The sequence below is a fragment of the Pseudomonas sp. LLC-1 genome, assembly GCF_002992185.1.
Classification (GTDB): domain Bacteria; phylum Pseudomonadota; class Gammaproteobacteria; order Pseudomonadales; family Pseudomonadaceae; genus Aquipseudomonas; species Aquipseudomonas monteilii.
The window spans coordinates 41,909-55,835 of the sequence record NZ_LUVY01000002.1 but is presented as its reverse complement, the minus strand read 5'-3'; the positions used below and the strand labels follow the sequence as shown (position 1 = coordinate 55,835).

The window sequence follows — 13,927 nt, the reverse complement described above, 5'->3', positions numbered from 1 at the left end:
CCGACCATGTTGAAAGTGAATGCCTTCCAGCCCGAGCAGGCTGCGGCCCTGGACGCTGCCGAGCGCCGTCTGATCGAGCGCCGCCAGCGCCTGCTGGGGCCGGCCTATCAGCTGTTCTATGACAACCCGTTGCACCTGGTGCGCGGTTCCGGTACCTGGCTGTATGACACGGCAGGCCGGGCCTATCTCGACCTGTACAACAACGTCGCCTCGGTCGGCCACAGCCATCCGCGCGTGGTGGAAGCCCTGGCCGGGCAGGCGGCTGCACTCAATACCCATACCCGTTACCTGCACGAGGGCGTGCTCGACTATGCCGAGAAGCTGCTGGCGACCATGCCGGCGCAACTGGGCAATGTCATGTTCACCTGCACCGGCAGCGAGGCCAACGACCTGGCACTGCGCATTGCCCGGGACTATACCGGGGGCACTGGCGTGATCGTGACCCGCTATGCCTATCACGGCATGACGGCGGCCATTGCCGAGCTGTCGCCGTCGGTGGGTGAGTATGTACCGCTGGGCCGTGACATCCGCGTGGTCGATGCACCTGAGCACCTGCCGCAGGCACCGCATCAGGTCGGCCAACGGTTCGCTGCCCAGGTGCGCGCTGCCTTGGCCGACATGCAGCGCCATGGCATTCGCCCGGCGGCGCTGCTGGTCGACACCCTGTTTACCAGTGATGGCGTGTTCGCCGACCCTGCCGGCTTCCTTGCTGAAGCGGTGCAGGCCGTTCGCGCTGCCGGTGGCCTGTTCATTGCCGACGAAGTGCAGCCCGGCTTCGGCCGCACCGGTACGCACATGTGGGGCTTCCAGCGCCATGGTCTGGTGCCCGACCTGGTGACCATGGGCAAGCCGATGGGCAACGGCCACCCGTTGGCAGGCTTGACGGTGCGCCCGGAAATCCTTGAGCGTTTTGGGCGTAACGCCAGTTACTTCAACACCTTTGGCGGTAACCCGGTGTCTGCTGCCGTCGGGCTGGCCGTGCTGCAAGTGATCGAGGAAGAGGGCCTGCAGGAGAACGCCCGGCAGGTGGGCGCCCAGCTCAAGGAGGGCCTGGAGGGCCTGGCACGCGAGCATGCCTGCCTTGGCCAGGTACGTGGCGCGGGATTGTTCATTGGCGTGGACGTGGTAACGCCGTCGGGCGCTGCCGATGGCACTACGGCGCGGCGTATCGTCAACCTGCTGCGCGAAGAAGGCATGCTGATTGGTGTGTCGGGGGCCGCTAACAATGCCCTGAAGATTCGCCCGCAGTTGTGCTTCTCGGCGCAGAATGTCGAGCAGTTCCTGGGTGCCTTGCAGCGCGTATTGCGTCAGCTGTAGCGGCTTGATTCTGGCTGTTCGAACAAACCCCGCCACGGCCTGCCTTGGCGGGGTTTGTTGTTGTACGTGGTCAGTGCCCGGTGGCCGCCTTGCGCCCTTGGGCCACGTCATAGCAGCCGGCCCGCTCGAACACCGCGCGCACTTCATCCAGCACGGCCGGGTCTTCGATGGTCGGTGGTAGTGCGACCTCGGGGCTTGCCGCCAGGCTACGCAGGGTCTTGCGCAGAATCTTGCCAGAGCGGGTCTTGGGCAGGCGCTTGAGGATGAACACCCGCCGTAGTGAAGCGACAGCGCCGACCGCATCGCGCACCCTGGCGACCAGTTCGCCTTCCAGCTGCGCCGGGTCGGGTTGCACGCCGTGCTTGAGCACCACGAACCCCACCGGCACTTCGCCCTTGAGTTCTTCAGCCAGGGCCACTACCGCGCATTCGGCAACCGCCGGGTGGTCGCCCAGGGCTTCTTCCAAGCTGCCGCTGGACAGCCGGTGCCCGGCCACGTTGATCACATCGTCCACCCGGCCCATGACGAACAGGTAACCCGCTTCATCCAGGTAGCCACCGTCGCCGCTGCAGTAGTAACCGGGGAAGCTGCTCAGGTAGCTGTCGGCAAAGCGCTGCGGGTCGCCCCACAGTGTGCTCAAGGTGCCGGGTGGCAATGGCAGGCGCAAGGCGATGTTACCTGGCCGGTTGCACCCAACGGGCTGGCCTTCGTCATCCAGGATTTCCAGCCGGTAGCCCGGCATCGGTACGCTGGCCGAGCCGGTTTTCATCGGCAGGTCATCGAGCCCGCGCGGGTTGCCGGCAATCGCCCAGCCGGTTTCGGTCTGCCACCAATGGTCCACAACCGGGCAGGGCAGAAAGCCCTGCAGCCATTCGCTGGTGGGCGGGTCCAGGCGCTCGCCGGCCACGAACACGGCCTTCAGGCAGGACAGGTCGCGCCCGGCGGCCAGCTGTACCTGCGGGTCTTCACGCTTGATGGCGCGGAAGGCGGTGGGGGCGGTGAAGAACACATTCACCCGGTGTTCGGCGATCACGCGCCAGAAGGCCCCGGCGTCGGGCGTGCGTACCGGCTTGCCCTCGTACAGCAAGGTGGTGCAGCCGCGGATCAGCGGGGCATAGACGATGTACGAGTGGCCCACCACCCAGCCGATGTCCGAGGCGGCCCAGAACACCTCGCCGGGGTGTGCGTCGTACAGGGCCTGCATGCTGAAGTTGAGCGCCACGGCATGCCCGCCGTGGTCACGCACCACCCCCTTGGGTTTACCCGTGGTGCCCGAGGTATAGAGGATGTACAGCGGGTCGGTGGCATTCACCGGCACCACGGGGACGGCCTCGGCCTTGGCGAGCAGGTGTTGCCAGTCGTGTTCGCGTGGGCCATGCAGCGGGGCCTGGGCCTGTTCGCGTTGCTCGATCACGATGTGCGGGCGATGCCCGTCGGCCAGTTGCAGGGCCTGATCGAGCAGCGGTTTGTAGGGCACCACCCGGTCGTACTCGATGCCGCAGCTGGCGCTGAGCAGCACCTTGGGCTGGGCGTCGCGGATACGCACCGCCAGCTCGGCGGCGGAGAACCCGCCAAAAACAACCGAATGCACTGCGCCCAGCCGCGCACAGGCGAGCATGCCGACCAGCGCCTGGGGGATCATCGGCATGTAGATGATCACCCGGTCACCACGCTCCACCCCGAGGGCGCGCAGCATGCCGGCACAGCGGGCCACGCGTGTTTGCAACTGCCGATAGCTGATGCGCTCTTGCACGCCAGTGGCCGGTGAGTCGTAAAGGATGGCACAGCGTTCGCCTGCTCCGTTGGCGACGTGGCGGTCGACGGCCAGCTGGCAGGTGTTGAGCTGGCCATCGGCAAACCACTGGCCGCTGCCATCGGCCCGGGCCGTGAAGATCTGTTGCGGGAAGCGATGCCAGTCCAGTGCGGCGGCCTGTTCGCGCCAGAATCCCTCGGGGTCGTCGGCAGCGCGGGCGTAGGCCTGCAGGTAGCTAGTCATGGGGTTCTCCTGGTTGCTGTTATTGTTTTTGACGGCCTTCTGGCCTGCTGTAATCCTCCCAGTCAGTGCGGATGGTCGCTTGACCATCGGGCACAATTACTTGACCGCCGAACGCTTGGCGGGGCCTCTCAGGCGTGCTGTTGCGGGGGCAACAGTGGATCGACAGTCTGCTGCCTGAAGTGCACCCTGACAGGTTTTTATTTTGGTTAACTTATTGATTTATATGAATTTATAGGTTGGCATGTTTGCTGCTCCCACCTCCTTGAACCCCAAGGATTCTCAAGGAGCCTCCCCATGAGCCACGCCCCAATCAAATTCGCCTACTGGGTCCCCAACGTCAGCGGTGGCCTGGTGGTCAGCACCATCGAGCAGCGCACCAGCTGGGACATCGACTACAACCGCAAGCTGGCGCAAATCGCGGAAAAATCCGGTTTCGATTACGCCCTGTCGCAAATCCGTTTCACAGCGGGCTATGGCGCCGACAACCAGCATGAGTCCGTCACCATCAGCCACGCGCTGCTGGCTGCCACGGAAAAACTCAAGGTCATCGCCGCCATCCTGCCAGGCCCGTGGAACCCGGCGCTGGCGGCCAAGCAGCTGGCGAGCATCGACCAGTTCACCCAGGGCCGTATCGCCATCAACGTGGTTTCGGGCTGGTTCAAGGGCGAGTTCCATGCCATCGGTGAGCCTTGGCTGGATCACGACGAGCGCTATCGCCGTTCTGAAGAATTCATCCGCGCGTTGAAGGGCATCTGGACCCAGGACAACTTCACCTTCAACGGCGACTTTTACCGCTTCCGTAACTACAACCTCAAACCCAAGCCGCTGCAGCAGCCGCACCCGGAAATCTTCCAGGGCGGCAGTTCGCGTGCGGCACGGGACATGGCGGCGCGTGTGTCGGACTGGTACTTCACCAACGGCAACAGCGTGGAAGGGATCAAGGCCCAGGTGGACGACATCCGCAGCAAGGCGGCGGCCAACGGCCACTCGGTAAAGATCGGGGTGAATGCCTTCATCATTGCCCGCGATACCGAGGAAGAAGCGCGTGCGGTGCTGCAAGAGATCATCGACAAGGCCAACCCCGAGGCGGTGCGAGCGTTTGGCCAGGAGGTCAAGCATGCCGGTTCGGCCAGCCCGGAGGGCGAGGGCAACTGGGCGAAGTCCAGCTTCGAGGACCTGGTGCAGTACAACGACGGCTTCAAGACCAACCTGATCGGCACACCGCAGCAAATTGCCGAACGCATCGTCGCGTTGAAGGCGGTGGGGGTGGATTTGATCCTCTCCGGCTTCCTGCATTTCCAGGAGGAAGTGGCGTACTTCGGCGAGCACGTGTTGCCGCTGGTGCGGGCGTTGGAAGCCGAGCGTGGCCTGGACAAAGCAGTAGCCTGAGGCCGGGGGCAGGGAGGGCTTGGCACCCTGCCAGTATTGTCGGATTGTCGTGCAGGGGTTAGGTTGACGGGCTTACTTCAAGGAAGACTACCCCATGAAACGGACCTTACCGCTCCTGTTCGCCTGCGCGATTTTCCCCTTGCAAGCCTGGTCGGCGCTTGAAGTTGGCCAGTTTACCCTCGGCATGCCCAAGGCCCAGGTCCTGGCCATTCTGCAGCAGCAGTTCGGCGAGGTTGAGCATTTCACGGGCTATCATTATCAGGTGCCCACCGAGTTTTATCAGGGCGCCAACCCCAAGAGCGACTACAGCCTGGGCGGTGTTCCCGTGTCTCAGGTGAAAGCGTCGTTCAATGAAGCCGACCAGCTTCGCCAGGTTGAGGTACGGCTGGATACCACTGACGAGGCGCGGGTCCAGCAACTGCTGCCGATGACGAAGCAGGCCAAGCGGGTGCCGAATACCGGTGGCCGGCTGGAAGCGTTTTCTGCAGAGGGTGAGCTGGTGTACTGGGTCTCCAAAGACTGGGACTGGACCGTGGTGACCATTGCCGACAAGGCCAGCTCGGCCGGGAACATCAAGGCCCGGGCCAAGAGTGACGAGAAGTTTGCCCAATTGAACCGCAAGTTCGACAAGCTGATTGAAACCGCCAAGGCGGTGGAGGGGAACGGCGCGCCTTGATCGCAGGGTCGCGTTGCTTTTTCGATGGATGGGGGCGCAAGCCCGCCCCCTTGGCCTTTCAATACCGCTGCAGATGCTCGGCAAACGTAGCCCCGTGATAGCGTTCGCGGAACAACCCTCGCTCCACCAGCCGTGGCACCACTTCATCCAGAAAGCTGTACACCGAGCCGAACGAGCCCCCCGGCGCGGCGATAAAACCATCCATCACCCCCGCCTCAGCCCAGTCGGCAATCTCGGCGACAGCATCGTCGACTGTGCCGATCACTTGCCAGTGCGCCGCCGACAGCACTTCCGGGCGCATCAGCAGTTCTTCTGGCAGCAGTGACTCACGCTCGATCAGGCGCCGTAGCAGGTTCACATGGGTCCGGCTGGCACCGGGCAGCAACTGCAGTGGCGGCAGGTCTGCTGCATGAATGCGCCGGTCACTCGGCCAGTTGGCCAGGTCGATGCCGATCATCTTCTCGATGGCCGCGTACTTGCGTGCCTTGTCCACCCGTGCGTGGGTGTCCATGAACAGTTCGCGTGCCTGCTGGCGAGTGGGCGCCAGGTACAGGCTCAGGCCTGGCAGCAGGCGAATGTCGTCGGCCTGGCGGCCATGCTTTTGCGCGCGGCGTGACAGGTCGCGGCGCAGGTCCGCCGCGGCGGCCTGGTCGGGAGTAGGTGCAAAAACGATGTCGGCGACGCGGGCAGCGAAGTCACGGCCGCTGTCGGATGCGCCGGCCTGGATCAGCGGAATGCGCGCCCCCTGTTCGGGCAGGTTGAGCGGGCCCTGTACCTGCAGGAAGTCCCCTTGGTGGTTGATCGGCTGGACCTGCGCCGGGTCGGCATAAATACCGTTTTCGCGGTCGATGCGCAGGGCCTGTTGCGGAAAGCTGCGCCACAGTTGCTGCACCACCTCGGTGAACTCGGCCGCGCGGGCGTAGCGCTCTTCGGCGCTGGGCATGGCGGCCAGGCCGAAGTTTTCGTGGCCCTGCAGGGCGGTGACGATGTTCCAGCCCACCCGGCCCTGGCTCAGCCAGTTCAGTGACTGCAACTGGCGTGCGACCAGGTACGGCGGGAAGAAGGTGGTCGAGATGGTCGACACCAGGCCGATTCGGCTGGTTTCGCGGGTAAGTGCGGCCAGCAGTACGGTAGGATCGAGGCTGGTGAAGCCCGAGCCGCTTTCCAGGGCATCGGCCACCACGCAACTGACGTCGGGGCGGAACACGAAGTCCAGGTGCGCGGCCTCGGCGCGGCGGGCGATGTCCATGGCGAAGTCGCTGCCGAACAGGGTTTCGACACGGCTGTCGGCGCGCCGCCAGCCCTCACCGCTGAGCCAGGTAGGGGCAAGCGACATGCCGATGTGCAGGCCTTTCTTGAATGTCATCAGAAGGCCCCCTTGATGCCCACGCCCACGGTGCGCGGCTCGGTCATGCTCGCTTCGATCCCGCCGATCCCCCGGTTGGTCTGCATGTAGGTCGGGGTGCGTTCGTCGAACACGTTCTTGACGTAGGTGTACACCTGCACCTGGTCGCTGAAGCGGTAGCTCATGCGGGCATCGGCCACGGTGTAGCCGTCGATGGCATAGCTTTTGGTGTTGGCCACGTCCGAGTAGTAACCGTCGATGTGCCGCACCTGGGCATTGAGGTTGAGGCGGTCGGTAATGTCCCAGCTCGGGCCGAAGCTGACGGTGTAGCCGGGCGAACGGGCGAACTCGTTACCGGCATAGCTGCTGTTGGCGTCGATGTCGTCGATGCGGGTTTGCAGGGCACCAGCACTGGCCTTCAGGGTCAGGCTGTCCAGCACGCGGTAGTCTGCCGACAGCTCGAAGCCATAGGCATGGGCCTTTTCGGCGTTGATGGTGTAGGACTGGGTCAGGCCCGAGGCCAGCACCACCGGGATGTTGTACTGGGCATCCTGCATGTCCATGTAGAACAGGTTGGCGTTCAGGTGCAGGCGGTCGTCCAGCAGGCTGGCACGGGCGAACAGTTCGTAGTTCCACATGCGCTCGTCGTCGAATTCCTCGAAGCGCTTGCTGCTGAGGTTAAGCGACACACCACCTGGGTTGTAGCCACGGCTGACCATGCCGCCCACGGTCCACTGCGGGGTCAGGGCGTAAGCCAGCGACACCTTGGGCAGGAAGGCGGTGAAGGTTTTGTCGTAGTCCAGCCCGTTGGCGGCGAACGGCGAGGTGCCGCTGCGCTGGATTTTGTCCTGTTGCAGGCGCAAGGCGGTGGTGAGCGTCCAGCGGTCGGTGAGGCGGTAGCTGACTTCGCCGAACACGCCCAGGTTGCGCTTGGTGTCATCGAAGTCGGAGATACCACTGTAATACAGGATTTCGTCCGAGTCGGTGCGGGCCAGGTACAGGCCGGCCATGCCGCTCAGGGTGTCCTGCTGCTCGCCGAAGGTGACGCGGGTTTCGTTGGAGAAGTTCTTCTGGCGGATGTCGGCGTCGCCACCGTTCGCCACGCCAATGACCCGGTGCACGTTGGACAGCGAGTACTGGGTCTGGTTGAACAGCTTCATGCCGTTGTCCAGCTCGTAGTCCACGTCGACGATGTGCGTGTTGCTCTGCTGGTGCCAGCTGGGCATGGTGGCGCCGGTATGGTCCAGGTCGTGGAACGGGCGCGAGGCCGCTTCCTGGGTGGGGCGGTTGGAGTCGCCGTGGGCGAAGGTGTACTTCAGGCCCAGGCCAGGTACCGCCTCGGGCAGCCACAGCAGCTTGCCGCGCAGGTTCAGGGCGCGGAAGTCCTGGTCGGTGTTGTGGCTGGCAAACGCGGGGTTGGTGTAGTCGATGAAGGTGTCGCGCGCCGAATAGTCCAGCGCCATGCGCCCGGCGAGGTTGTCGGTCAGCGGCCCGGACACTGCCAGCGATGTACGCCGCGAGTGGTAGCTGCCGATCTCGGCCTGGTAGGCCGCCTCGGGGGTGAAGGTCGGGTCTTTGGTCTTGACCACGATGGCCCCGGCGATGGCGTTGGCGCCCTGGCTGGTGGTTTGCGGGCCGCGGTACACCTCGATGCTGTCCACGTCCCACACAGACGGCGCGCCGAAGTACATCTCGTTGTAGTTCAGGTAGTGCCCGTCGAGGTTGATGGTGGCGCGTGGCACGGTACCGCCCCAGAACACGTTGGCGCCGTTGTTCGGGCCTTGGGTGTCCTGGCCGCGAATGATCGGCGCGCCCACCGAATCGGTGTAGATCACGTTGGGCACGTCGTTGAGCACTTCGTGCACCGAGGCGTTGCCGGTCTTGAGGCTGTCGATTTCGCTGGCGCTTTTCACCGACACCGACGAGGCCGTGTTGCGCAGGTCACGTTCCACCTTTTCACCGCTGACCACAACGGGGGTGAGGACCAGTTGCGAGCTACCGGTGGTAGAGGCTTGTTCGGCCAGGGCGTGGGGAGCAGCAAGCAGGGTAGACAGGGTCAGCACACCGAATCCATGGCTGAACGAACGTTGCGCAGGGTACTTCAAGACAACCTCCAAATGAGAACGATCCTCGTTTGCGGCGCAAGGTATCACGGTGCCATTGCATTCCGCAATAAAGAATCTATTCCTCAAAGTGGTATGGTGTCGCCTGCACCTGTCAGTGCCCGCGCAAGGCCGGGGCTGCTGGCGGTATGATAGGCAGCCGCGCTAACCGGCCACCGTGGTGGCGCCTGGCCGGATAATCAGAAATGAGGAGATAGCCCTGTTGAACACTTTGCAGTCCCCCGCTGACGCGGAGCCGGAGAGCCCGGGCGAGAAGCGTTCCGGCACCATCCAGTCGGTGTCGATCGCTGCGCGGTTCCTGAATGTGCTGGCCAATGCGGAAAACGAACTGAGCCTGGGTGAAGTGGCCCGGCGCACCGGTACTGGCGGCTCTACGGCGCACCGTTACCTGCAAAGCCTGGTGAAGGAAGGGCTGGCCCGGCAAGACCCGGCCAGCGCGCTGTACGACCTGGGCCCGGCCGCGCTCAGCATCGGCATTGGCGCCCTCAAGCGGGTGGACGCCGTGGAAATTGCCGCCCGGCACATGAAGGGCCTGGCCCAGCGGCATGCCGCCAGCGGCGGGGTGGCGATCTGGACCGACCGTGGGCCGACCCTGGTGCGCTGGTACCGCAGCGCCTACTTTTCGATCAACCCCTTGGCCTTGGGCGATATCCTGCCCATCGACAACACGGCCTGTGGGCTGATCTTCCAGGCGTTCCTGCCCAAGGCCACCATCGATGCTGCACGCAAGTTGCAGCCTGCGCATTTTCGCGGCACGCCGCCCAGCGCCAAGGTGCTGGAGCAGATCCGCCAGCATTGCTGGGCCGAGTTGACCAGCCACTTGCTGTCGAGCGTCACCGGGCAGGCGGCGCCGGTGTTCGATGCGCAGCAGGAGATTGTGTGCGTGATGACCACGGTGACCGACCTTGGGCAACTGCGCACGCCGGAGGATCGGCAGGCGCTGTTCCATGAAGCGGGGTTGGTCAACCAGGCAACCGGTGGGCGCATGCTGGGGGCTCCGGCGCCGGTACTGCCGGAGTAAGCGTAACCAAGGCCTGCGCGCCCCAAGGGCGCATGGCCTTAAAACGCTTCACTACGGCCACGCGGCACCAGCATCGGCGTCCCGCTCACCGGGTCGTCAATCACCAGCCCCGACAACCCGAACACCTGCTGCACCAGCGCCTCGGTAAATATCTGCGCCGGTGCGCCCTGGGCGACAATGGCGCCATCGCGCATGGCCACCAGGTGGCTGGCATAGCGGCAGGCCTGATTGAGGTCGTGCAGCACCGCCACGATGGTGCGGCCTTGGCGGTTCAGGTCGCGCAGCAACTCCAGCAATTCGTACTGGTGGGCAATGTCCAGGTAAGTGGTGGGCTCGTCCAGTAACAGTAGCGGCGTGTCCTGGGCCAGCACCATGGCAATCCACACGCGCTGGCGCTGGCCACCAGACAGTGCCTGCAGCGGCCGTTCGGCCAGCTCTTCGATGCCGGTCGCGTGCATCGCCCGCTGCACCGCTTGCTCATCTTCGACTGACCACTGCCGCCATAGGCGCTGGTGCGGGTAGCGCCCGCGCGCGACCAGTTCAGCCACACGGATCCCGTCCGGTGCGTTGGCGCTCTGGGGTAGCAGGGCCAGGCGCCGGGCCACATCCTTGGCGGGGCGCGACTGGATGTCCTGGCCGTCGAGCAGCACTTGGCCGCAACTGGGTGCCAGCAGCCGCGAGAGCGCCGCCAGCAGGGTCGATTTGCCACAGGCATTAGGGCCGACGATCACGGTGAAACCACCATCGGGGATGTCCAGCGACAGGTCGCGCGACAGTGTTCGGGTATCGCGGCGCAGGGTCAGTGCGCGGGCTTGCAGGCGAGGGTTCATGGTCGGTCCTTGGTCGTGCGCATTTTGCGGAACGTATTCTACATGATGGAATTATCTGCATGAGAAGTATTATCATGCGCAGCTGATTCCCTCTGAGCGAAGCCAATCGATGAAGCGTTTTCGAGTTTGTGCAGCACTGGCCGCTGTCGCCCTGGCGTTTGCCGGGGTAATCCCCTGCGCTATGGCCGCGCCTGCGCGCATTGTCTCCACCACCCCGAGCGTGACCGGCATTCTGCTGGCCATGCAGGCGCCGCTGGTGGCCAGCGCCGCCGCCACGCCCAGCCGCCTGACCGATGGCAAAGGCTTCTTTTCGCAATGGGCTGCCGTGGCCGACCAGCGTGATGTGCAGGTGCTGTACCGCAACTTGCAGTTCGACATCGAGGCGGTGGTGGCCAGCGCGCCCGACCTGTTGGTGGTGTCTGCCACCGGGGCCGACAGTGCTGCACCGCACCTGGCTGAACTCAAGGCCCAAGGTGTGCCGACCTTGGTGGTGAATTACTCCAACCAGTCCTGGCAGGAGCTGGCAACCGAGCTGGGCGCAAAAACCGGGTTGCAACAGCAGGCCAAGGCCGTGATTCAAGAGTTCGACGACTACACCCGTGCAACCGCCGCGCGCTTGCACCCTTCACCCAGGCCGGTGGTGCTGATCGGCTACAACATCGGTGGCAGCTATTCCATCGGCCGTACCATCAGCCCGCAGGCGCGGCTGCTGAACGCACTTGGCTTCCAGGTGCGCGAGCTGCCTGAAACGATGGCCGGGCAGGTCATTCGTGCGACCGAGTTCCAGTTCATTTCCCGCGAAAACCTGGCCGCCGCCATCGGCGATGCCGATGTGTTCCTGCTCAGCGCCGATGACAAAGACGCCCAGGCATTTCGCAGCGACCCGGTGCTGGCCAACCTGCCGGCGGTGCAACACCAGCGCGTTTACCCACTGGGGCCCAGTTCGTTCCGCATCGACTACTACTCCGGGCGGCAGATGCTCGACACCGTTGCCGGTTACTTCCGCTGACCATGGCCGGCCAGACCTTGCGTCCTGCACTGCTGGCGGGGCTTTTGTTGCTGTTGGTGGCAGCGTTGGCCAGCCTGTTGATCGGCTCTCATCCGATTGCCTTCGGCGTGGTGTTCGATGCCCTCTACCAACCCGATCTGCATAACGACGAGCACCTGATCGTGCGTGAGTTACGCGTACCACGCACGCTAGTGGCGTTGCTCGCCGGGCTGGCGCTGGGTGCGGCGGGCACCTTGATGCAGGCACTGACCCGTAATCCGTTGGCCGAGCCTGGGCTGCTGGGCGTCAATGCTGGCGCTGCGCTGGCGGTGATTCTCGGCGTTGCGCTGTTTGGCCTGACCCAGGTCAGCCAGTACATCCCGCTGGCCTTCCTCGGCGCGGGCATTGCCGGTATTGCCGTGTTCCTGCTGGGCCAGGCGGGGGCGGTGGACGGCAACCCGGTACGCCTGGTGCTGGCCGGAGCGGGGCTGAGCATGTTGCTGGCTTCGCTCACGGCCATCCTCGTGCTCAACACCCCGCCGCAGGTCTACGACCATTTCCGCAATTGGGCGGCAGGCTCGTTGGCGGGCAGCAGCACAGCTGCGTTGCCATTGCCGACCTTGGCCATCGCCTTGGGCTTGGCCTTGGCGGCAGCCTTGATGCCACGCCTGAATGCCTTGGCGCTAGGCCGTGATCTGGGCCGGGCGTTGGGTGTGAATGTGCGCATGACCTGGGCGCTGGCCTGCGTGGCGCTGATGCTGCTGGCCGGCAGCGCGACGGCAATCGCCGGGCCGATCGGTTTCGTCGGCCTGGTGGCACCCCACCTGGCACGCTTGCTGGTGGGGCCGGACTACCGGCGCATGCTGCCGTACGCCGCGCTGATCGCTGCCCTGTTGCTATTGGGCGCCGACCTGCTTGGCCGCGTGCTCGCCGCGCCGGCAGAACTGGCCGCCGGCACCCTGGCGCTGTTGCTGGGTGGGCCGGCCTTTATCGTACTGATCGGCAGGTTTCGTCTATGTCAGCTGTGAAGGGTTTGCGGGCGTTCAGGCGCGGGCCTGTCAGCCTGCGTTTCAGCCCCCGGGCGGTTTGGGTTGGCGGTGTACTGGTGCTGTTGGTGATGGCGCTGGCGGTGCTGCTGCTCGGTACGGGTAGCCTGCCGATTGGTGCGGACCAGGTATTGGCCAGCCTGCTGGGGCAGGGCGACAGCGAGACGGTGCAGCGCATTGTTACCCGCGTGCGTTTGCCGCGGGTGCTCACGGCAGTGCTGGTGGGGGCCGCGCTGGGCATGGCCGGGGCGATCTTCCAGTCAATCGCGCGTAACCCTCTGGGTTCACCCGATGTCATCGGTTTTACCACCGGCGCCGCGAGTGGAGCCATCGTGCAGATCATCCTGTTCGATGCAGGCCCCTTGGCCACGGCCTTGGCGGCGGTGGCTGCCGGCATGCTCACGGCGCTGCTGGTGCTGCTGTTGGCCCGGCGCGGGCAGGGCGGCCAAGGTTACCGGCTGGTACTGGTGGGCATCGGCATGGGCGCCACGCTGTCGGGCTTGAACCAGTTGCTGCTGGTAACCGGCGACCTCGACCAGGCGCTGTTCGCCCAGCTGTGGCTGGCCGGCTCGCTCAATACGCGTACCTGGGCCCATGTGCTGCCCGCCGCACTGGGGCTGGCGCTGATCGTGCCGGTGGCCGTGCTGCACAGCCGTGAACTGGCGCTGATGGAGATGGGCGATGGCACGGCCAGCCAGTTGGGGGTGGCGGTGGAGCGTTCGCGGTTGCGCTTGGTACTGGCTGCGGTTGGCCTTACGGCAATTGCGACTGCTGCGGCCGGGCCGATTGCCTTTATCGCCCTGGCCGGCCCGCAATTGGCACGGCGGCTGACGCGTACAGCGGGGGTGCCGCTTGTGTGTGCTGCCTTGATGGGCGCGGCGTTGCTGCTGGTGGCCGACTGGCTCAGCCAGCGCCTGGCGGCCACGGCGCAATTGCCGGTGGGGCTGGTGACCGGGGTTTTGGGTGGGTGTTACCTGCTGTGGTTGATCACAGCCCAGCGACGTTAGCACCCACACAAGCAGACTGCGCAGCTGCAGAAAACGCTCGCGTCGGTTTCAGGATGCGCCTGGTCGTTCGCACGCAACCTCCTGGCGCCACAAGTGCCATGCTTGCAGGATGCCTTCGGACCAGTGCACACAGATGCACGGCCGTCGGCAAGGAGGCCGCCAGACCGCGCAACCGTGACGTGGCCGGCG

11 protein-coding genes are annotated in these 13,927 nt (G+C 64.9%); 7 read left to right on the top strand and 4 right to left on the bottom strand.

Annotated features, from left to right (window positions below; translation table 11 throughout):
• Positions 1-6: 6 nt before the first annotated feature.
• Positions 7-1,317 (top strand): aspartate aminotransferase family protein, encoded by a 1,311-nt coding sequence (locus tag A0O30_RS00320; RefSeq protein ID WP_105945182.1) that lies wholly within the window; start codon positions 7-9, stop codon positions 1,315-1,317.
• Positions 1,318-1,387: 70 nt separating this feature from the next.
• Here the strand turns inward: A0O30_RS00320 and A0O30_RS00315 are convergent, their stop codons facing one another.
• On the bottom strand, positions 1,388-3,313 hold the full coding sequence (locus A0O30_RS00315) for an AMP-binding protein (protein WP_105945181.1): 1,926 nt from the start codon (positions 3,311-3,313) through the stop codon (positions 1,388-1,390).
• A gap of 294 nt (positions 3,314-3,607) precedes the next feature.
• Between A0O30_RS00315 and sfnG the strand changes: the two genes are divergently transcribed.
• Both sfnG and A0O30_RS00305 read left to right on the top strand, forming a co-directional pair.
• The gene (sfnG, locus tag A0O30_RS00310; protein WP_060500467.1) at positions 3,608-4,702 is read left to right on the top strand and encodes a dimethylsulfone monooxygenase SfnG; all 1,095 of its coding nucleotides are present in this window, start codon (positions 3,608-3,610) and stop codon (positions 4,700-4,702) included.
• 94 nt (positions 4,703-4,796) lie between these two features.
• A complete protein-coding gene (locus A0O30_RS00305) occupies positions 4,797-5,378 on the top strand; it encodes a hypothetical protein (protein ID WP_105945180.1) in 582 nt (193 codons plus the stop codon).
• Positions 5,379-5,436: 58 nt separating this feature from the next.
• On the opposite strand, the gene A0O30_RS00300 is transcribed toward A0O30_RS00305, so the two are convergent.
• Together A0O30_RS00300 and A0O30_RS00295 are read right to left on the bottom strand one after the other, a co-directional pair.
• Positions 5,437-6,744, bottom strand: coding sequence for an NtaA/DmoA family FMN-dependent monooxygenase (locus A0O30_RS00300; protein WP_105945179.1), 1,308 nt, complete (start codon positions 6,742-6,744; stop codon positions 5,437-5,439).
• Entirely contained in the window at positions 6,744-8,828 is a 2,085-nt protein-coding gene (locus A0O30_RS00295) for a TonB-dependent receptor (protein WP_105945178.1), read from the bottom strand. Before A0O30_RS00295 ends, A0O30_RS00300 begins: the two co-directional genes overlap by 1 nt.
• Before the next feature lie 220 nt (positions 8,829-9,048).
• Here A0O30_RS00295 and A0O30_RS00290 point away from each other — a divergent pair, with 220 nt between their 5' ends.
• Positions 9,049-9,867 carry an IclR family transcriptional regulator gene (locus tag A0O30_RS00290; protein WP_105945177.1) on the top strand — a complete coding sequence of 273 codons (819 nt, stop codon included), beginning with the start codon at positions 9,049-9,051 and terminating at the stop codon, positions 9,865-9,867.
• Positions 9,868-9,905: 38 nt separating this feature from the next.
• On the opposite strand, the gene A0O30_RS00285 is transcribed toward A0O30_RS00290, so the two are convergent.
• On the bottom strand, positions 9,906-10,697 hold the full coding sequence (locus A0O30_RS00285; RefSeq protein WP_105945176.1) for an ABC transporter ATP-binding protein: 792 nt from the start codon (positions 10,695-10,697) through the stop codon (positions 9,906-9,908).
• Between the two features lie 109 nt (positions 10,698-10,806).
• Here A0O30_RS00285 and fepB point away from each other — a divergent pair, with 109 nt between their 5' ends.
• The 3 genes from fepB to A0O30_RS00270 are packed head-to-tail and all read left to right on the top strand — an operon-like array spanning position 10,807 to position 13,738.
• Entirely contained in the window at positions 10,807-11,706 is a 900-nt protein-coding gene (gene fepB / locus A0O30_RS00280; protein ID WP_105945175.1) for a Fe2+-enterobactin ABC transporter substrate-binding protein, read from the top strand.
• Between the two features lie 2 nt (positions 11,707-11,708).
• Positions 11,709-12,713 (top strand): iron ABC transporter permease, encoded by a 1,005-nt coding sequence (locus tag A0O30_RS00275; protein ID WP_105945174.1) that lies wholly within the window; start codon positions 11,709-11,711, stop codon positions 12,711-12,713.
• Positions 12,710-13,738: an iron chelate uptake ABC transporter family permease subunit gene (locus tag A0O30_RS00270; protein WP_105945345.1), complete on the top strand. Its 1,029-nt coding sequence runs from the start codon at positions 12,710-12,712 to the stop codon at positions 13,736-13,738. The genes A0O30_RS00275 and A0O30_RS00270 overlap by 4 nt, the downstream gene beginning before the upstream one ends.
• The last annotated feature ends 189 nt before the right edge of the window (positions 13,739-13,927 follow it).

Bases quoted from the DNA above. Each gene is read 5' to 3' on its own strand.
- sfnG (WP_060500467.1), top strand. From the start codon at position 3,608: ATGAGCCACGCCCCAATCAAATTCGCCTACTGGGTCCCCAACGTCAGC.
- A0O30_RS00275 (WP_105945174.1), top strand. From the start codon at position 11,709: ATGGCCGGCCAGACCTTGCGTCCTGCACTGCTGGCGGGGCTTTTGTTG.
- A0O30_RS00320 (WP_105945182.1), top strand. From the start codon at position 7: ATGTTGAAAGTGAATGCCTTCCAGCCCGAGCAGGCTGCGGCCCTGGAC.
- A0O30_RS00285 (WP_105945176.1), bottom strand. From the start codon at position 10,697: ATGAACCCTCGCCTGCAAGCCCGCGCACTGACCCTGCGCCGCGATACC.
- A0O30_RS00305 (WP_105945180.1), top strand. From the start codon at position 4,797: ATGAAACGGACCTTACCGCTCCTGTTCGCCTGCGCGATTTTCCCCTTG.
- A0O30_RS00300 (WP_105945179.1), bottom strand. From the start codon at position 6,744: ATGACATTCAAGAAAGGCCTGCACATCGGCATGTCGCTTGCCCCTACC.
- fepB (WP_105945175.1), top strand. From the start codon at position 10,807: ATGAAGCGTTTTCGAGTTTGTGCAGCACTGGCCGCTGTCGCCCTGGCG.
- A0O30_RS00315 (WP_105945181.1), bottom strand. From the start codon at position 3,313: ATGACTAGCTACCTGCAGGCCTACGCCCGCGCTGCCGACGACCCCGAG.